19 protein-coding genes, 1 tRNA gene and 1 pseudogene are annotated in these 16,569 nt (G+C 61.0%); 14 read left to right on the top strand and 7 right to left on the bottom strand.

All coding sequences use genetic code 11. The features are described 5' to 3' along the window. The first annotated feature begins 198 nt into the window (after positions 1–198). Both AC0L25_RS24580 and AC0L25_RS24575 read left to right on the top strand, forming a co-directional pair. A complete protein-coding gene (locus AC0L25_RS24580; RefSeq protein WP_352954626.1) occupies positions 199–1,266 on the top strand; it encodes an alpha/beta hydrolase in 1,068 nt (355 codons plus the stop codon). Positions 1,267–1,419: 153 nt separating this feature from the next. After that, positions 1,420–2,543 (top strand): annotated as a pseudogene (locus tag AC0L25_RS24575) (alpha/beta hydrolase). 27 nt (positions 2,544–2,570) lie between these two features. Here the strand turns inward: AC0L25_RS24575 and ade are convergent. The 3 genes from ade to AC0L25_RS24560 all read right to left on the bottom strand — a co-directional run bounded on the left by ade (position 2,571) and on the right by AC0L25_RS24560 (position 5,260). Beyond that, a complete protein-coding gene (ade, locus tag AC0L25_RS24570; RefSeq protein ID WP_473597891.1) occupies positions 2,571–4,382 on the bottom strand; it encodes an adenine deaminase in 1,812 nt (603 codons plus the stop codon). A 315-nt stretch (positions 4,383–4,697) separates the two neighbouring features. Beyond that, entirely contained in the window at positions 4,698–4,877 is a 180-nt protein-coding gene (locus AC0L25_RS24565) for a hypothetical protein (RefSeq protein ID WP_473597890.1), read from the bottom strand. A gap of 194 nt (positions 4,878–5,071) precedes the next feature. Beyond that, positions 5,072–5,260, bottom strand: coding sequence for a hypothetical protein (locus AC0L25_RS24560; protein ID WP_473597889.1), 189 nt, complete (start codon positions 5,258–5,260; stop codon positions 5,072–5,074). Between the two features lie 228 nt (positions 5,261–5,488). Between AC0L25_RS24560 and AC0L25_RS24555 the strand changes: the two genes are divergently transcribed. After that, positions 5,489–5,574, top strand: a tRNA-Leu gene (locus AC0L25_RS24555). A gap of 110 nt (positions 5,575–5,684) precedes the next feature. Here AC0L25_RS24555 and AC0L25_RS24550 read toward each other — a convergent pair. Together AC0L25_RS24550 and AC0L25_RS24545 are read right to left on the bottom strand one after the other, a co-directional pair. Beyond that, positions 5,685–5,873, bottom strand: coding sequence for a hypothetical protein (locus AC0L25_RS24550; RefSeq protein WP_473597888.1), 189 nt, complete (start codon positions 5,871–5,873; stop codon positions 5,685–5,687). Positions 5,874–6,368: 495 nt separating this feature from the next. Continuing rightward, positions 6,369–6,596, bottom strand: coding sequence for a hypothetical protein (locus AC0L25_RS24545; protein WP_473597887.1), 228 nt, complete (start codon positions 6,594–6,596; stop codon positions 6,369–6,371). Positions 6,597–6,599: 3 nt separating this feature from the next. Here AC0L25_RS24545 and AC0L25_RS24540 point away from each other — a divergent pair, with 3 nt between their 5' ends. Then, positions 6,600–6,803, top strand: a complete 204-nt coding sequence (locus AC0L25_RS24540; protein ID WP_352954615.1) for a hypothetical protein — start codon at positions 6,600–6,602, stop codon at positions 6,801–6,803. 167 nt (positions 6,804–6,970) lie between these two features. On the opposite strand, the gene AC0L25_RS24535 is transcribed toward AC0L25_RS24540, so the two are convergent. Further along, the gene (locus tag AC0L25_RS24535; protein WP_473597886.1) at positions 6,971–7,267 is read right to left on the bottom strand and encodes a hypothetical protein; all 297 of its coding nucleotides are present in this window, start codon (positions 7,265–7,267) and stop codon (positions 6,971–6,973) included. A gap of 701 nt (positions 7,268–7,968) precedes the next feature. Here AC0L25_RS24535 and AC0L25_RS24530 point away from each other — a divergent pair. From AC0L25_RS24530 to AC0L25_RS24520, 3 genes are all read left to right on the top strand, one after another. Further along, complete coding sequence (locus AC0L25_RS24530) at positions 7,969–8,322, top strand: hypothetical protein (protein WP_473597885.1); 354 nt, start codon at positions 7,969–7,971, stop codon at positions 8,320–8,322. 3 nt (positions 8,323–8,325) lie between these two features. Next, on the top strand, positions 8,326–8,517 hold the full coding sequence (locus AC0L25_RS24525; protein ID WP_473597884.1) for a hypothetical protein: 192 nt from the start codon (positions 8,326–8,328) through the stop codon (positions 8,515–8,517). A gap of 71 nt (positions 8,518–8,588) precedes the next feature. After that, on the top strand, positions 8,589–8,798 hold the full coding sequence (locus AC0L25_RS24520) for a hypothetical protein (protein WP_473597883.1): 210 nt from the start codon (positions 8,589–8,591) through the stop codon (positions 8,796–8,798). Between the two features lie 346 nt (positions 8,799–9,144). Here AC0L25_RS24520 and AC0L25_RS24515 read toward each other — a convergent pair whose 3' ends face one another. Further along, positions 9,145–9,723, bottom strand: a complete 579-nt coding sequence (locus tag AC0L25_RS24515) for an NUDIX domain-containing protein (protein WP_473597882.1) — start codon at positions 9,721–9,723, stop codon at positions 9,145–9,147. Between the two features lie 175 nt (positions 9,724–9,898). Between AC0L25_RS24515 and AC0L25_RS24510 the strand changes: the two genes are divergently transcribed. From AC0L25_RS24510 to AC0L25_RS24480, 7 genes are all read left to right on the top strand, one after another. Then, positions 9,899–11,002: an NADH:flavin oxidoreductase/NADH oxidase gene (locus AC0L25_RS24510; protein WP_473597881.1), complete on the top strand. Its 1,104-nt coding sequence runs from the start codon at positions 9,899–9,901 to the stop codon at positions 11,000–11,002. Between the two features lie 97 nt (positions 11,003–11,099). Then, positions 11,100–11,408 (top strand): DUF982 domain-containing protein, encoded by a 309-nt coding sequence (locus AC0L25_RS24505; RefSeq protein WP_473597880.1) that lies wholly within the window; start codon positions 11,100–11,102, stop codon positions 11,406–11,408. Positions 11,409–11,439: 31 nt separating this feature from the next. Then, positions 11,440–11,679 (top strand): DUF2188 domain-containing protein, encoded by a 240-nt coding sequence (locus tag AC0L25_RS24500; protein WP_077371423.1) that lies wholly within the window; start codon positions 11,440–11,442, stop codon positions 11,677–11,679. A gap of 287 nt (positions 11,680–11,966) precedes the next feature. After that, a complete protein-coding gene (locus tag AC0L25_RS24495; protein ID WP_473597879.1) occupies positions 11,967–13,055 on the top strand; it encodes an ABC transporter ATP-binding protein in 1,089 nt (362 codons plus the stop codon). A gap of 35 nt (positions 13,056–13,090) precedes the next feature. Further along, positions 13,091–14,416, top strand: a complete 1,326-nt coding sequence (locus AC0L25_RS24490; protein ID WP_473597878.1) for an ABC transporter substrate-binding protein — start codon at positions 13,091–13,093, stop codon at positions 14,414–14,416. A 207-nt stretch (positions 14,417–14,623) separates the two neighbouring features. Beyond that, positions 14,624–15,475, top strand: a complete 852-nt coding sequence (locus AC0L25_RS24485) for a carbohydrate ABC transporter permease (RefSeq protein WP_473597923.1) — start codon at positions 14,624–14,626, stop codon at positions 15,473–15,475. Between the two features lies 1 nt (position 15,476). Then, entirely contained in the window at positions 15,477–16,385 is a 909-nt protein-coding gene (locus tag AC0L25_RS24480) for a carbohydrate ABC transporter permease (RefSeq protein ID WP_473597877.1), read from the top strand. Positions 16,386–16,569 lie beyond the last annotated feature (184 nt).

The following is a 16,569-nucleotide window of genomic DNA, read 5'->3' as shown; positions in this document are numbered from 1 at the left end:
GTGATGTTCGCGAAGCTAGCACACGCCGTACGTGTTTGATCAGGGCAATCGTTTTGGCTTTCGCGCAACAGTGCGATGGCTGTCGCGCGGCGCTGAGCGCATTTCGGCTGGAAATGACTTACTTCTGCCGCACTTCGGCTGTCCGGGAGGGTTCGCGGAGGTTGGATTAAGCCTTTCGGCCGGAGTGGAATTCTAGAGTTGAAGAAGATTTGTATCCTTGCCCTTGCTTTGCTCGTTGCCGGCTGCGGCGGCCGGCAGACCGAGGAACTGCTCGGCAGCGCCATGGTGTCCGCGCCGGTGACGGAAATCGCCGGCAACCACAGCATCTTTATTGCCACGACGCGCAAGCGCTCCGACGATCCCAGCAAGGTTTTCGACCGTGAGCGCTCGGCCACGCTGAACTATGCCCGCGCCAACGTCACCGTGCCGGGGACCCACGAAACCGGTCGGATCGAGCGGCGTTCGCGCGGCAAGTCTAATGACCCGGCCAAATACTTCATGGCCTCCGACGTCGTCGGCTACGACACCGCGCCGAAATTCTCCAGCGCGCTCAGCACCGACATCGCCGCGCGTGGCGGCCGCGTCATGGTCTTTGTCCACGGCTACAACACCGGTTTCGACGCCGCCGTCTACCGCGTCACCCAGATCGCCCATGATTCCGGCTACCCGGGCACGCCGGTGCTGTTTTCCTGGGCGTCGGGCGCCAAGACCAGGGACTATGTCTACGACCGGGAAAGCGCCAGTGCTGCCCGTGACCAGCTGGAAGTGACGCTGAGGATGCTCGCGCAGACCGGCGCGCGACGCATCGACATCGTCGCGCACTCGCTGGGAACCTGGGTCACCATGGAAGCGCTGCGCCAGCTTGCCATCAACGGCGACCGCGATCTCGGCGGCAAGCTCGGCGACGTCGTGCTGGCCTCGCCCGACATTGATGTCGACGTGTTCAAGAGCCAGATGCGCCGCTACGGCAAGCCGAACAAACCCTTCATCCTGCTTTTGTCCGACGACGACCGGGCGCTGCGGCTCTCCGGCCTGATCGCCGGCTCGCGGCCGCGCGTCGGTGACTACAAGGACGCCGCCGACCTCGCCGACTATGGCGTAAGCGTCGTCGATCTCTCCAGCGTCAAGGGATCGGATCGCTTCAACCACACCAAATTCGCCGACAACCCCGAGCTGGTGAAGATGATCGGCCAGCGGCTGCGCGAGGATGACGGATTTGCCAGCGACCGCGAGGTAACCGACCGCATCAGCCTGCTCGGGCAATGAGGTGCGTTCGACGCCCTGTTCGGCAGGCTTTCGTCGTGCATGTTCACGGTTGTGGCATCATCGGATCACTTTCAACTGGACCGGGCCGGCCCCTGGCTTTATCGAAATAGCGAGCGACGTCACCAGCTTGACGTCCCCCTTGCGGGAGCCTGCGTGACCGTGCGTTCGAAGATTTTTCTCGTCGTAGCGTTTGCGCTCGCCGTTACCGGTTGCGCCGGCCGGAAGACACACGACCTTCTCAACACGACGGCTGTCACGGTGCCTGCCTCCGACATCGCGGCCAAGCATGAGATATTCGTCGCCACCACCCGCAAGAAAGCCACGAAAGATCCGCGGCAGGTGTTCGATGGTGACCGTTCACCGACCACCAGTTTTGCCAGTGTCGAGGTCACCGTTCCGAAATCCATCGGGTCGGCGCCATCGAGCGGGTCAGGGGCTCCTCCAACAGCAATCCGGCGAAGGACTTCACGGCAACTGAGGTCGAATTCTACGAAGGCGCCCCGCAATTCGCCAAGGCGGTCGGCGCCGACATCGCGATGCGCGGCGACCGCGCCCTGGTTTTCGTGCACGGCTTCAACAACGGTTTTGACGACGGCATCTACCGGCTGACGCAGATCGCGCACTCGAGCGGCAAGACCACGGGCTATATCTACGACAAGGAAAGCGCCAACGCTGCGCGCGACGATCTCGAAGAGACGCTGCGCATGCTGGCCAAGACGAAGGCCAAGAGCATCGACATCATCGCCCATTCGATGGGCACCTGGGTGACGATGGAGGCGCTGCGCCAGCTTGCCATTACCGGCGACCGCGATCTCAGCGACAAGCTCGGCTATGTCATCCTGGCCTCGCCCGACATCGATGTCGATGTGTTCAAGAAGCAGATGATCCGCTATGGCAAGCCCGACAAGCCTTTCGCCATCCTGCTTTCGGGCGACGATCGCGCCCTCAGGTTGTCCTCCCTGATCTCCGGCGACAAGCCGCGCGTCGGCGACTACGGCGACGCGGCCGACCTCGCCAGCTACGGCGTTTCGGTGGTCGACCTGAGCAAGACCAAAGGCGGCGACCGCCTGAACCACGCCAAATTCGCCGACAACCCTTTCTTGGTGCAGTTGCTCGGCGACCGGCTGCGCGCGCCAGCCGGCCTGGCGTCAGACGAGGTCAATCCGGCGCAGCCGATCGACAATCTCGGCCAAGGCATCGGCAAGGCCGTCGGCTCCGTCGCCGAGATCGTCATCACTACGCCGTTCAGGGTGCTGACCATCGCCACCGGCGGATGAGCAATTTGGGCTCGCCCTTGGTCGTCGTCAGACGAACAGGTCGACTTTCTGAAACGTCGTCACGTCGATCAGGCCGACATCGGAAATCCTCAGTTCCGGGATGACGACCAGCGCCAGCAGCGAGTGTTGCATGTAGGCGTTGTTCAGCGAACAGCCCATCTGGCGCATCGCCTCGGTCAGCTTGTCGGCCTTGGCCGCGACGATTTCGGCGCGCTCGTCCGACATCAGCCCGGCGATCGGCATTTCGACCAGCGCCAACTCCTTGCCCTTGGAGAACAGCACGACGCCACCGCCGACCTCGCCCAGCCGGTTGACCGCCAAAGCCATGTCCGGCTTGCTAGTGCCGACGACGATGATGTGGTGCGCATCATGCGCCACGCTGGAGGCGATGGCGCAGTCGCTCATATAGCCGAAGCCGGAGACGAAGGCATTGGTGACGCCGCCCGTGCCCAGGTGGCGCTCGACCAGCGCGATCTGGCAGACGTCGTTGCGGCGGTCCATGGCGACCAGCCCGTTCTCCACCGGGAGATCGGCCTCGAGCGCGCGCGTCGGTGCCTGGTTCTCGATCACGCCGATGACCCGCACCCGAACCTCGTTGGCGCCGATAGGCGCGATGATGTCGAAATCCGCCGCTTTGAGCTTCTTGCCGAGCTTGACGGTGTTCTTCGCCGTCTTCGGATAGTCATAGGCCGGAATGTCGATGTCGAGCTTGCCGCCCTTGGCCAGCCTGACGCCGCGGCCATAGACCTCATCGATGGTCATTGCGGCCAGATCGGAGACGATAAGCAGATCGGCAAGCCGTCCCGGCGCGATCGAACCCAGCTCGCGCTCCAGCCTGAAATGCTGAGCGGTGTTGAGCGTCGCCATCTGGATCGCCGTCACCGGCTTCAACCCTTGGCTGATGGCGTGCCGGACCACCCGGTCCATATGCCCTTCATGGACAAGCGTCCCGGAATGGCTGTCGTCGGTGCACAGGATGAAGTTGCGCGGATCGAGCCCGCTCTCCGTCACCGCCTTGATCTGCGAGGCCACGTCGTACCAGGCCGAGCCCAGCCTCAGCATCGCCTTCATGCCCTGGCGGACGCGGGCGATAGCGTCCTCGGCGCGCGTGCCTTCGTGGTCGTCCTCGGGTCCGCCGGCGACGTAGCCGTGGAACGGCAGGCCGAGATCGCGCGAGGCATAATGGCCGCCGACGGTCTTGCCCGCCCTCACCGTCGCGGCGATCTCGCCCGCCATCACCGGATCGTTAGCCGCCACACCGGGAAAGTTCATCACCTCGCCGAGCCCGATGATGTTTTGCCACGCCATTGCCTCGGTGACATCGGCGACCGTCAGCTCGGCGCCGGCATGCTCCAGCCCCGGTGCCGAGGGCACGCAGGACGGCATCTGCACATGCACGTTGATCGGCATGGCGACGGCCTCGTCATGCATCAGCCGCACACCCGGAAGGCCGAGCACATTGGCGATCTCGTGCGGATCGATGAACATCGAGGTGGTGCCATGCGGGATGACCGCGCGGCAGAACTCCGTCACCGTCACCATGCCGCTCTCGACATGCATATGCGCGTCGCAGAGACCCGGCACCAGATAGCGCCCGCCGGCGTCGACCACCTTGGTGCCCTGCCCTATGGCGTGGCCGGCATTCGGTCCGCAATAGGCGAAGCGGCCGCCGGCAATGGCAATGTCGGTGCCGGCGATGATCTCGCCGGAGTGAACATTGACCCAGCGCCCGTTGCGGATGACGAGATCGGCGGGCCTCCTGCCCATCGCGACGTCGACCAGATGCGTGGCTGCCTCGGCCCAGGGTTTTGGTTTCGTCGCACGCGCCGTCTTGGCCATGAGGAGACTCCTGTTTTCCCGACTGTGCCAAGCCGATGGCGTTTTGACCAGCAGGATCAGCGATGATCGAGCGCTCCTCGGCCTTCACGGCGACCGATTTCGAGTCTCGTCGCGAGCTCGCGATTCCTTGCTTTGTGACGGCATTTATGCTATTGATTTCGACATGGTGCTGATTTGCGCCAATGACCCGCCGCCGAGGCGGGTTTTTTTGTTTCAGGGCCATCCACGGCAAAGTGCCAACCGGAAGACGTTTCCGTTTGCGGCTAATCAGATCGCCCTCGTTGGCGGATCTTTCTGGATCCTGGGACGCCGCCGTTAAGTATCCTGCCGCTGTTCCCTGTCGCGGCAATTGAGAAGGTCGACCAGATCGTCGGCCTCTTCGATCCGCATGTCGATCAAGGGGACGCCGACCTCGACCACCGGCAGCCCCGTGAACACATCGATGATGTCCCACGTGCCTTCAGGTGTCTTCTCGATGTCGTAGCGTTGAGTCATGGGGGGGTGGGGATGGAGGAGAAGATTAGCGCGTTTACCCGGTCATCGCTGGTTTGGGCCCCGGGAATGCGGCAATGGTTCCCGCCCGTCCTGATCGAGCGTCACAAGCAATGAAGCAAGGGCGCTGGGCAGTCGTTGGTCGACGCCAAGATCCAGCACGTCGTGTAAATACCGGCGGTTGTCTTTGGAACGGATCAACTGCCGTACGGCGTTTGCAACAGACTTTCCTCGTTCTGTCTCAAATTTTGCCATGTTCGGGATTCCAGTAGCTTCAGTCCGAAACTCAGCCGCTGCGAAATGGTTCCGGCGATCTTGATCAAGTTAAAATCAGTGGATTGGCCCTTGCTGGCGAGGGTTGCCGCTGGCTCGATGACGGCAGCCATGCCGTTGATTTGGCCACTTGTGCTGATTTTGCGCCCGACGCCCCGCCGCCAAGGCGGGTTTTTGGTCCAGGTTTTTAGCGCTATCAATGGACATTGAGGCAAGGTTCAGATTTTAAGCCATATGTCGTTCCTTGCAGCGCAGCGACAAAGCGTGTTTCCAGTATCAGATTTTTCGATGGCAGAAGATGGCTTGACGGCCTTTGGCTGGCGTCTGAAAAGGACTGGCCTGCGGACGTGGCGGAATTGGTAGACGCAAGGGACTTAAAATCCCTCGATCTCTGATCGTACGGGTTCGATTCCCGTCGTCCGCACCACGTTGACATTAAAGATCAATTTGGTTTTTCCGCATTTGCAGGATACCCGTGTGACAACGCTCTTGGGCAGCCGTGGGGGTAGCCGTACACCGAAAAAGGACCGGCTGCCATTAGGCCGGCCCGCCTAAATCGACTGCATCAAAATTGGGAGTTCTTCCCAAATCCACTTCAATGCGTAAGATGTGCTCTGCGATCTTCTGCGTCTGTGCAATAGTGTTAAATTGCTGCGGGAGGGGCTCGGCGATTGCACCATGCACCACCTTGCTTCTTATGGAGCAAAAGTCTTTTACGACTTTCACTATCCCCTGGCTCTCCTCGTACGTCGAACCCAACAACAATCCGGCCCTCACTTTAAGTCGATGAGAGATTTCGGAACCGCTTCTGGCGGCAGCAGAAGCGCTTCGAGTGCTATCGCGATGTCGAGGCTTTTTGGCTGTGATCCCAGCGGCTTTGCGCAGATCGGAGACGGTGCGGCTATCCGACAACGGCGGGCTAAATCCCCAGTCAAGGCAATAAACCTTTCAGCATAGGCAATGGCTTGGTCGGTTATCTCGCCAATCGGCGGGCGCCCGGCTTGATCGCCGCCCCACATCCTACCAAACACTGCTGCCTCGAGATCCGGATCTATAAACTCTTGCCATCGGGAGCCGGAGTTTGGAAACACTTCTCCGGAAACACACAACCCGAGCAGGGCTTGGTCAACCGCCCTCCGTGCTGGCGTATCAGATATCGGTTCGGCCGATGCTTCAAAAGCGCCATGACGAGTTTGGGATGGATGGACTGTTTAACGGTTCTCAGCAACTTTCCGCCTTCAGGGATCGCACCATTCGCACCACAATCGGATCGTACGGGATTTTTTCATCGCTGCTGTAATTTATGACAAAGAGCGCGGCACGGTCGTTGCAGACCGCAATGGCGCGGACATATCGGATCTGTTCGTTCTTGATACCCGAGTAGCTGGCCCATCTCGGCGTGACGTGCCTATAGGTCAGTTTCCAGCCCTCCTTTTCATCCTCGACCATGCGGTGCTCGATCTCGGCGCGAAAACTGTGCTCGCCGAGCCTTGCGCCCCACACGGTAAGAAGGGCATCGTTTTCGCCCCGAAATTCCGCGCCCTGATCCGAATGCTGCGTCAGGACAAAGCCAGGGGGAACATCGAATATGAAGCCAAATTGCCTGACGCCGAAAAGCTGCCACGCTTGCGCTTGGAGATGCGTGCAGCAAAATAAAATCGAAACGAGGCTCAACAGAAAACGTGCCATTGGCATTAAATTAGCGTCGCGTCATATACTGTCCAGACCGGACAAGATTGGCGACAAAGAAAAAGGAGCAGACGACTTGCCGCTGATTAGCCTCGTGCGCGAAAGAAGCTGACGGCTTGTCCACCACGCGGGGGCTATGGAAGATACCAACTAGCGAGGGCGTATGCTGCCAAGCCCAATATTGAGAACACATACAGAACCAGGAGCAATGGAACCACGGTCGGTTGGCTGTCGAGGGCGGCGTCAGCTTTTTCCAGTTCCTCAAACAGATTGCGATCCCGCCTCGCCTTCGTGACCACCAAATCGTCCGGCCCAATTTTACCGTCGGTCTCTCTCGAAAACCTTTTCGCGATATCGGCTCGGATCACCAGATCCTTTGGCAGGCTGCTCGGAAACCATTCAGGAGGATTGTCACCATCGTTCTTGTCCATGGCGCCAACAATGTTTCTGCCTCACTTATGTTCCACGTTTCTAATGCAAGATGGTGAAAGCAGGGCCGATCGGGTTGTTGCGTCCCGATCTGCAGCGGGCAGCGGGGGCATGCCCACGCGAGCAGGAGACCGTACTCACATCTCAAAAAGGGAAACCGCTCCCATCAATACCATAGCCCCTGCCGCAGCAAACCAATAAGACGGTCGGAATATCCTGCGGTCTGCTCTCCCTACAAACTCTCTTACGAGCATAACCGATCCGATCAAGCACAATATAATTGCCGCAAGGGCCGACAGAATAAACAGGTACATACCGGTCTCCACCAAGGTCAGGTACCCAAGTACATGGTGCTGATCTGTCGATGGTCCAGTCGTGGTCACGGAACGCACTTATCCAATGGCGATGGGCAGTACGGTGAGGTAGTTTTGTTCTGAGGCCGAGGCGGCGGCCGCAGGGTGGCGGTGAGCGAGGCGAAGAAGCGCGTTTGCTTGGCAACCACTGTCATCCTTGCTGTCGGCATCTCGAGTAGTTGGTCGGCCGAAGACCTATCGCCGAAGAAGTCACGATCCCGCGTTGTGAACGGTCCGTCCGGTTATTCGGCAAGGAACCTCTGTCGTCGTAACATATGTTATACGGGCTATGGCAAAGCTCCCTCGGCTCCCGCCACCCTCGTTTCGCATTGTGCTTCTCGCGCTCTGCCTTGAGCGCGACGTCGACAGACGCGACGATCTCGTCCGGTGGCGAGTTCCCGGCACAGTCAGATCGCTCCGTCCCGGCGATGCGCCGCGTGCTGTCGGAACAAATGGGATCGACGCCGGTTAACAATCGAAGGGACCGCAAACGAAGCGGTATGATGATGATTGATATTTTTAGCTTCGAACTGGCCAATGCCAGGCTGCGCGTAAAACGGGCCGAGCGCTCGCTTAAGCGTGCGAAGTTGGCGGACGATGGCTGCGTCGCCGTCAATATCGCGTTGTGCGACCGCATACGGTCCGAGCAAAAACGCGTCATTGAGGCCAGGGAACGCATGATGAAGATCGATCGGAAGGATTGACCCATGATGCTCGCGACCCTCCACCTTGAAGATGCGAGACACGGCGAGATATACCGTGCCGCAAGGCTCGTGCTGCTGAGGCAGCAAATTTTGAAGCACATCAAGCGCACGGACGCGTCGGCTCAAAAGGTCGAACAGGCGCTGGCTAGGTTGGCCGAAGCAAACACGATCGGAGACCAACGCGCGGATCAGTAGGGCCGCGCTCATGCGACACCCGTTTCGCCCGACATCAAGGAACGATATCGCCCGCCATGTGTTACAAACTCATGGACACCATGGAACCCCACGGCCGCGGGACGGCGGTCGAGACTGCCGAGCAACGCATCAAACGGGCCGAGCTCGCGCTCGCACGTACAGAAGAAATGATCGCCGAGAATAACGCGCTGTGCAGCAGGATACGGACGCAACGGCGTCTGGTCGAGGCCAAGGAACGGCTGATGAAGATCGATCCCAACAGCCCAGCCAGCAATATGTGAGTCTTTTGCCTCACCTGAAATCGCCTCGGCTGCATTTCCGCACCAAGCCCTGTACTGTCGGTTTCCGCACTATGGATTTCATGTTTGGTGCGGTTTCAGCACTGAAATCTGGCGTTTTCCGCCACTGGACTTTTGTGTTTGGATGCGGCTTTGGCAGCGCGAGCGGCCAGTTCTGCCGCCTCGATCGTCTCTATCTTGCGCCAGTCGTCGGTTGGCTCAGTGCCCTCTTGGATACCCAAGGGTTGACCTAGAAAGAGACTTAAAATCCCTTGATCTCTGATCGTACGGGTCGTCCGCACCAGCACACCGACGGCGTTGCTCGGCGGCACCCAGGTTCCGGCATGGCTCAAGCCCGGATCGGGTTCAGCTTCAGGTGCTGGATCAGGATAATCGTCTTGGCGTCGACAATGCTGCCGTCGTAGATGCCGGCCAAAGCCTCGTCGAGCGGCATTTCCAGAACCTCGATGTCTTCGCCTTCTTCCGGCGCGCCGCCGCCATCCGAGATGCGGTCGGTCGGCGAATAGCGCGCGACGAAAAACCAGAGCCGCTCGGTCACGCTGCCAGGACTCATATAGGGCGAAAACAGCCGTTCGACGTCCTTCAGCCGGTAGCCGAGTTCCTCTTCCGCCTCCTTGCGGATGCAGGTTTCCGGATCGTGTTCATCGAGCAGGCCGGCGCAGGCCTCGATCAGCGGATCGCGGTAGCCGGTGACGTAGGCCGCGTAGCGGAACTGCCGCACGAGCAGAACCGTCGAGCGCTCGGGGTCGTAAGGCAGGATGACCGCCCCGTCGCCGCGATCGTAGGTCTGGCGGATCTGCGTCTCCCATTGCCCGTCGCGCCGGCGATAATCGAGGACGGTCTTTTTCAGGACTGCCCAGTCATCGGAAAGGACTTCCTCCGAGCGGATGCGAATGCGATCTTCCATGGTGAACTCCGTGCTGCCGGCGGTGAACTCCGTGCTGCCGGCGCGAGCCGTAACCGCGAACCGGTATTTGCGCAATCCCGACAGCAATTGGTCCAGAGGCGTGCTTCACCGCCTCGTGTATGGCACAGGCGCAAACCACCGCCTAAATAGCAACAGCCCTCCCCGGAGTTTTCTGATGACCACATCCCTCTTCCATCCGATCACGCTTGACGGCCTCACCTTTCCCAACCGCATCGCGGTGGCGCCGATGTGCCAGTATTCCGCCGATGACGGTTCGGCCAGCGACTGGCACCTGTACCACTGGATGAACCTGGCGATGTCCGGCGCCGGCATGGTCACCGTCGAGATGACCGACGTCGAGCGGCGGGGCCGCATCTCGCATGGCTGCCTCGGCCTTTATTCCGACGATAACGAGGCGGCCGCCCGGCGCGCGCTGGATGCCGCCAAGCGCGTCGCCGCTCCTGGCACCAAGTTCGGCACGCAGCTTGCCCATGCCGGCCGCAAGGCCTCCAACCAGAAACCTTGGGAAGGCGGCGGGCCGCTGAAGGTCGATCAGGACCCGTGGCCGATCGTGTCCGCCTCGGCCATCGCTTACGACACGGGCTGGCAGGTGCCGCGGGCGCTGGAGGACGATGAGATCGTGCAAATCATCGAACGCTTCGCCGAGGCGGCAAGACGGGCCGAGCGCGCCGGCTTCGATTTCATCGAATTGCACGCGGCACACGGCTATCTGATCTTCCAGTTCCTGTCGCCGCTTTCCAACCAGCGCACCGACCGCTGGGGCGGCTCGCTGGAAAACCGCATGCGTTTTGTCGTCGAGATCGCCAAGGCGGTGAGGAAGGCAGTGCCCAAGCTGATGCTTGGGGCGCGCCTGTCGGTCAAGGAATGGGTCGATGGCGGCTTCGATGTCGAGGACGCGATCGAAGTGGCCAAGGCGCTGAAGGCAGCTGATGTCGCCTATCTCTGCTGCTCGAGCGGCGGCAATTCGCCCCTGCAGAAGCTGCCGACCGGCCCAGGCTACCAGGTGCATCTGGCGGAAGCCGTGCGCAACGGCGCCGACATCCCGACGCGGGCCGTCGGCCTGATCGACGACCCGAAGCAGGCCGAGGCGATCGTTGCCGAGGGCCGTGCCGACATGGTGGCTCTGGCCCGCGCCTTCCTCGCCGATCCTCGCTGGGCGTGGCGGGCCGCGGCCACCTTCGGCGAGACGATCCACCCGGCGCCGCAGTTTGCCCGCTCGGTGACGACGATGCAGCACTGGATGAAGGCGGCGGGCTGAGCGGCCATTTCCAATGGCTGCGGCCCCGATGACCGCAGCCTCGAGACCTTTACGCGGAGGGGCGTGCAACCAAATCGGCCGCCCCGCGTTGGCGGCGATGATGGACAACAAGCCTTTCGAAAAGCCAGTCGTGGTCGAACTCGGGCATGTCGGCAAATACCGTGAGATCCGCAGCACCCAGGAAGCGGCGGAGTGCCTGATGACGGTGTGGCCACTCAATCGTGGTCCGCGGCATCGCGATGCTCTCGACACTTGCCTAAAAGTGCTGGAAGGTTATCGTTCGACAGCGGATGCACGCCGGGCATTGGTCGAAGCCGCGAAGGAATCGGACGTGCTGGTTCCCGACGAGAGATTGCCCCAAGGCAAACTGCCCCAAGGCAAACTGTCCCAAGGCAAACTGCATTGAGCAGACTGAGCTTTTTCCACTGGAGGATTTCATGGCGAAGCTGACCTACAAGATCGTCGAGCATGACGGGGGTTGGGCCTATAAGGTCGGCGAGACATTTTCGGAGACGTTCCCTACTCACGAGGACGCATTGCGCGCCGCCGAGATAGCTTCGGCCGAACAACAGGTCGCCGGCACCACGGACGGCATCCAGTACGAGGACGCCGACGGTAAATGGCACGACGAGCTCGCCGACGGCCGGGACCGGCCGCAAACCGAAGTTTCCGACTAGGCAGGCGTCGTTGCTGATGGCTTTTCGCATCTCTGGTTTTAAGAGCTGGGGCTTGACAAAGCATCCCCCTGCGATCCCGGACATGGCGACTTTCAGTCCGTGCCGGGGACGCTCACAATCACGAGCAACAAAGAAGAGTGCTTGCGGCGCAGCCGCTTTACAGGCAGGCTTGGTAGCGCTACCGTTTCATCATCGCGCGTGATCAGGGAGGAGCTTGGGAGCTGCCGCGGCCTGTTAGGAAGCGGTTTCCTTCGAAGACGTCGCAGGAAGCATTCGGGAGGAAATCGATGGCGTCTGTCGCGATTGGCGATGTCTACAAATCATTCGGAACCGTCGAGATTCTCCACGGCGTCAGCGTCGACATAGACGACGGCGAATTCGTTACGCTGGTCGGGCCGTCTGGCTGCGGAAAATCGACCCTTCTCAGGATGATCGCCGGCCTGGAAAAGATTTCGCGCGGCCAGATCGCGATTGGCGACCGTGTCGTCAACAACGTTGCGCCAAAAGAACGCGACGTCGCCATGGTCTTCCAGAACTATGCGCTCTACCCGCACATGACCGTCGCCGAGAACATGGCGTTCTCGCTCATGCTCAAGGGTGTTTCGAAAGCCGAAAGCGCTGCCAGCGTTAAGCGCGCCGCCGAAATCCTGGGGCTGGTGCCATTGCTGGAGCGCTATCCGAGGCAGCTTTCCGGCGGCCAGCGCCAGCGCGTCGCCATGGGCCGGGCGATCGTGCGCGATCCGGCGGTCTTCCTCTTCGACGAGCCGCTGTCCAACCTCGACGCCAAGCTCAGGGTGCAGATGCGCGCCGAGATCAAGGAACTGCACCAGCGGCTGAAGACCACGACGGTCTATGTCACCCACGACCAGATCGAGGCGATGACCATGGCCGACAAGATCGTGGTCATGCATGACGGCCTGGTCGAGCAGATCGGGCCGCCATTGGAACTCTACGACCGGCCGAACAATCTCTTCGTCGCCAGCTTTATCGGCTCGCCCGCCATGAACATGTTGAGGGGCGAAATCGCAACAGATGGCGGCTCACCGTCCTTTCGAGGCTCCGGGGGGATTTCAATCCCATTGGCTGCAGCACCTACCATCGGCAATGGCGATCCGGTGGTGCTGGGAATACGGCCCGAGCATCTGCAGCTGTCCGACGGCCAAGGTATTCCGGTCACCGTCGCGGTGGTCGAGCCGACCGGATCGGAAGTGCAGCTCATCGGCCGGACGGCCGGCGGCGAAGAGATCGTCGCCAATTTCCGCGAGCGCCATTCCTTCACGCCGGGCGAGACCGTCCGGCTCACGGCCGAGCCGGGCCTCATCCATCTCTTTCATGGCGAAACCGGGCAGCGCTTCGAAATGCGCGCCCGGCAGTAAGAACACCGCGTGGAAATAAACAGGAGGAGACGAGCATGAAATTCACCAGACGTGACGTGATCCGCACGACCGCCGGCGTGGCGGCGGGAGCCTTGGGGAGCCGTTTCGTCGGCTCTTCCGCCTTTGCCCAGGAGGGATTGACCTACAAGCCCGAGGACGGCGCAAAGCTGCGGATGCTGCGCTGGTCGCCATTCGTGCAGGGCGATGAGGATCAATGGCTGGCCAACACCAAGCGGTTCACCGAGGCGACAGGCGTCGAGGTCCGCGTCGACAAGGAAAGCTGGGAGGACATTCGCCCCAAGGCGGCGGTTGCCGCCAATGTCGGCTCCGGTCCAGATCTGATGTTGGTCTGGTTCGACGATCCGCATCAATATCCAGACAAGCTGCACGACGTGACGGAACTGGGTGAGTATCTCGGCACGAAATACGGCGGCTGGCACGAGGGACCAAAGCAATATGCGACGCGGGAGGGAAAATTCCTCGGCCTGCCCCTGGCCACCATCGGCAATGCCATCGTCTATCGGGAAAGCTGGGTGAAGGAGGCTGGCTTCTCGGAATTTCCGAAGGACACGGCGGGCTTCCTCGAGCTTTGCAAGGCCTTACAGGCGAAGGGCCATCCAGCCGGCTTCACACACGGCCATGGCGTCGGCGACGGCAACAACTATGCTCACTGGCTGCTTTGGAGCCATGGCGGCCAGATGGTCGACGAGAGCGGAAAGGTGACGATCAACAGCCCCGAGACGCTCAAGGCGATCGAATACGCGCAGGAACTGTACAAGACCTTCATCCCCGGCACCGAAAGTTGGCTCGACGTGAACAACAACCGCGCCTTCCTGGCCGGCGAACTGGGCGTTATCGCCAACGGCATTTCCGTGTATAACACTGCCAAGACCAACAAGGACAATGATCCGAAACTGACTGAAATCGCCAAGGACATACGCACGACCAGCCTGCCGATCGGTCCCGTCGGGAAATCGGTCGAGCTGTTCCAGGTGACCACGGCCGTGATCTTCGACTACACGCCCTACCCCAACGCAGCCAAGTCCTATCTGCAGTTCATGTTCGAGGAACAGCAAATGGCGGAGTGGATCACCTCCTCGGCCGGCTACTGCTGCCAGACACTCAAAGCCTTCGACAACAATCCGGTGTGGACGGCCGACCCGAACAATGCCGCTTACGCCAAGGCCTCGGCGACGCTGCGTCCCAACGGCTATGCCGGGCCGCTCGGCTATGCCTCGGCGGCGACCATGGCCGATTATGTCCTGGTCGACATGTTTGCCAAGGCCGTGACGGGCCAGGCCACGCCGCAGGAGGCGATGGAAGAGGCGGAGAAACGCGCCAACCGGTACTATCGCGTTTGATCACAGCCGAGCCGGGCAGCCGCGACCGCGCTGCCCGGTCTGTTTCCCAGAATCGTGTGGCGGCCACTCAGGCCACCATGCCACCCAGATCTGATGAGGAGCCGTCCCATGGCCGTGTCGTCCGCTGCCGTTCAGCCGCGTCCGTCGATCCCGTCGCGGATCCTGTCGCTCCTGGCCGACAGCCGGAACGCGCTTAGCTTCGGCTTCATGCTGCCGGCGGCAGCGCTGCTGCTGGTCTTCCTCACCTATCCGCTCGGGCTCGGGGTCTGGCTCGGCTTCACGGATACCCGCATCGGTCGCCCCGGTATCTTCATAGGCATCGAAAACTACCAATATCTGTCGGATGACGCCGTCTTCTGGCTCTCCGTCTTCAACACCTTGCTCTACACGATAAGCGCCTCGATCCTGAAGTTCGCGCTCGGCCTCTGGCTGGCGCTTATTCTCAATCAGAACCTTCCCATCAAATCGTTCTTCCGCGCGATCATCCTGCTGCCGTTTGTGGTGCCGACGGTGCTGTCGGCCATCGCCTTCTGGTGGATCTACGATTCGCAGTTCTCCATCCTGTCCTGGGCACTTTTGGAAATGGGCCTGATCGACCATCGCATCAATTTCCTCGGCGATCCGGAGAACGCGCGCGCTTCGGTCATCGCCGCCAATGTGTGGCGCGGCATTCCGTTCGTCGCCATCACGCTGCTTGCCGGCTTGCAGACGATTCCCCAGTCGCTTTACGAGGCCGCCACGCTCGACGGCGCCAGCCGCTGGCAATTGTTCCGTTTTGTGACGCTGCCGCTGCTGACGCCGATCATCGCCATCACCATGACATTTTCCGTGCTGTTCACCTTCACCGATTTCCAGCTGATCTATGTCCTGACCCGCGGCGGACCGGTCAATGCCACCCATCTGATGGCGACATTGTCGTTTCAGCGCGGCATTTCGGGAGGCCAGCTTGGCGAGGGCGCCGCAATCGCGGTCGCCATGATCCCGTTCCTGCTTGCGGCGATCCTGTTCAGCTATTTCGGCCTGCAACGCCGCAAATGGCAGCAGGGCGGCGGAGACTGACATGGCTACGATCAAGAGGGCCACGACCAAAAAAACGAAACGTCCGGAACTCGACGAAGGCGGCATGGGCTACCTTCAGAGCCTTCCGCGGCGCGTGGTGACGGTCTATCTGCCGTTACTGGTGTTCGTCATCGTGCTGTTGTTCCCGTTCTACTGGATGACGATCACGGCGATTAAGCCCAATCACGAGATGACCGACTACGCCAATTTCAATCCGTTCTGGGTCGTGCATCCGACATTCGAGCACATCCGCTATCTCTTGTTCGACACGTCCTATCCGGGCTGGCTGCTCAACACGATCATCATCTCCACCGCCGCCACGTTCCTGTCGCTGCTGGCTGCGGTGTTCGCGGCCTATGCGATCGAACGGCTGCGGTTTTCGGGAGCGCGGCACGTTGGGCTCGCGATCTTCCTCGCCTATCTCGTGCCGCCCTCGATCCTGTTCATCCCGCTGTCGGTGATGGTGTTCAACCTTGGGCTTTTCGACACGCCCTTCGCGCTCATTCTCACTTACCCGACCTTCCTGATCCCGTTCTGCACTTGGCTGCTGATGGGTTACTTCCGCTCCATCCCGTTCGAACTGGAAGAATGCGCGCTCATTGACGGGGCGAGCCGGTGGCAGATCCTCACCAAGATCGTGCTGCCGCTGTCGGTGCCCGGCCTGATTTCCGCCGGCATATTCGCATTCACCCTGTCATGGAACGAATTCATCTATGCGCTGACGTTCATCCAGTCGTCCGAAAACAAGACTGTGCCGGTCGGGGTGCTCACGGAGCTTGTCCGCTCCGACGTCTACGAGTGGGGAGCGCTGATGGCCGGAGCCCTGATCGGCTCGCTGCCGGTGGTCGTGCTTTATTCCTTCTTTGTCGAGCACTACGTGTCCTCGATGACCGGTGCGGTGAAGGAATAGCGCCCTGCCGCAGTCGGCGCTCGACCGGCCAATTGTCGAAGTCGGCGCCGCCCCTCATCCGCCTGCCGGCACCTTCTCCCCGTATAGTGACGGGGAGAAGGGGCTGGTGTCCGAACCGGATAGATAGGTAACAGAATGGACCGATTGCATGGGTGACAGTTTTCTTGTCCGCCGGGAGGACCGG

The sequence above is a fragment of the Mesorhizobium sp. WSM4813 genome, assembly GCF_055811555.1.
Note: the sequence above shows the minus strand (reverse complement) of the source record. Positions and strands in the feature narration are given on the sequence as shown.

Bases quoted from the DNA above. Each gene is read 5' to 3' on its own strand.
- ade (WP_473597891.1), bottom strand. From the start codon at position 4,382: ATGGCCAAGACGGCGCGTGCGACGAAACCAAAACCCTGGGCCGAGGCA.
- AC0L25_RS24565 (WP_473597890.1), bottom strand. From the start codon at position 4,877: ATGACTCAACGCTACGACATCGAGAAGACACCTGAAGGCACGTGGGAC.
- AC0L25_RS24560 (WP_473597889.1), bottom strand. From the start codon at position 5,260: ATGGCTGCCGTCATCGAGCCAGCGGCAACCCTCGCCAGCAAGGGCCAA.
- AC0L25_RS24545 (WP_473597887.1), bottom strand. From the start codon at position 6,596: ATGGTCGAGGATGAAAAGGAGGGCTGGAAACTGACCTATAGGCACGTC.
- AC0L25_RS24535 (WP_473597886.1), bottom strand. From the start codon at position 7,267: ATGGACAAGAACGATGGTGACAATCCTCCTGAATGGTTTCCGAGCAGC.
- AC0L25_RS24525 (WP_473597884.1), top strand. From the start codon at position 8,326: ATGATGCTCGCGACCCTCCACCTTGAAGATGCGAGACACGGCGAGATA.
- AC0L25_RS24520 (WP_473597883.1), top strand. From the start codon at position 8,589: ATGGACACCATGGAACCCCACGGCCGCGGGACGGCGGTCGAGACTGCC.
- AC0L25_RS24515 (WP_473597882.1), bottom strand. From the start codon at position 9,723: ATGGAAGATCGCATTCGCATCCGCTCGGAGGAAGTCCTTTCCGATGAC.
- AC0L25_RS24510 (WP_473597881.1), top strand. From the start codon at position 9,899: ATGACCACATCCCTCTTCCATCCGATCACGCTTGACGGCCTCACCTTT.
- AC0L25_RS24505 (WP_473597880.1), top strand. From the start codon at position 11,100: ATGATGGACAACAAGCCTTTCGAAAAGCCAGTCGTGGTCGAACTCGGG.
- AC0L25_RS24500 (WP_077371423.1), top strand. From the start codon at position 11,440: ATGGCGAAGCTGACCTACAAGATCGTCGAGCATGACGGGGGTTGGGCC.
- AC0L25_RS24495 (WP_473597879.1), top strand. From the start codon at position 11,967: ATGGCGTCTGTCGCGATTGGCGATGTCTACAAATCATTCGGAACCGTC.
- AC0L25_RS24490 (WP_473597878.1), top strand. From the start codon at position 13,091: ATGAAATTCACCAGACGTGACGTGATCCGCACGACCGCCGGCGTGGCG.
- AC0L25_RS24485 (WP_473597923.1), top strand. From the start codon at position 14,624: ATGCTGCCGGCGGCAGCGCTGCTGCTGGTCTTCCTCACCTATCCGCTC.
- AC0L25_RS24480 (WP_473597877.1), top strand. From the start codon at position 15,477: ATGGCTACGATCAAGAGGGCCACGACCAAAAAAACGAAACGTCCGGAA.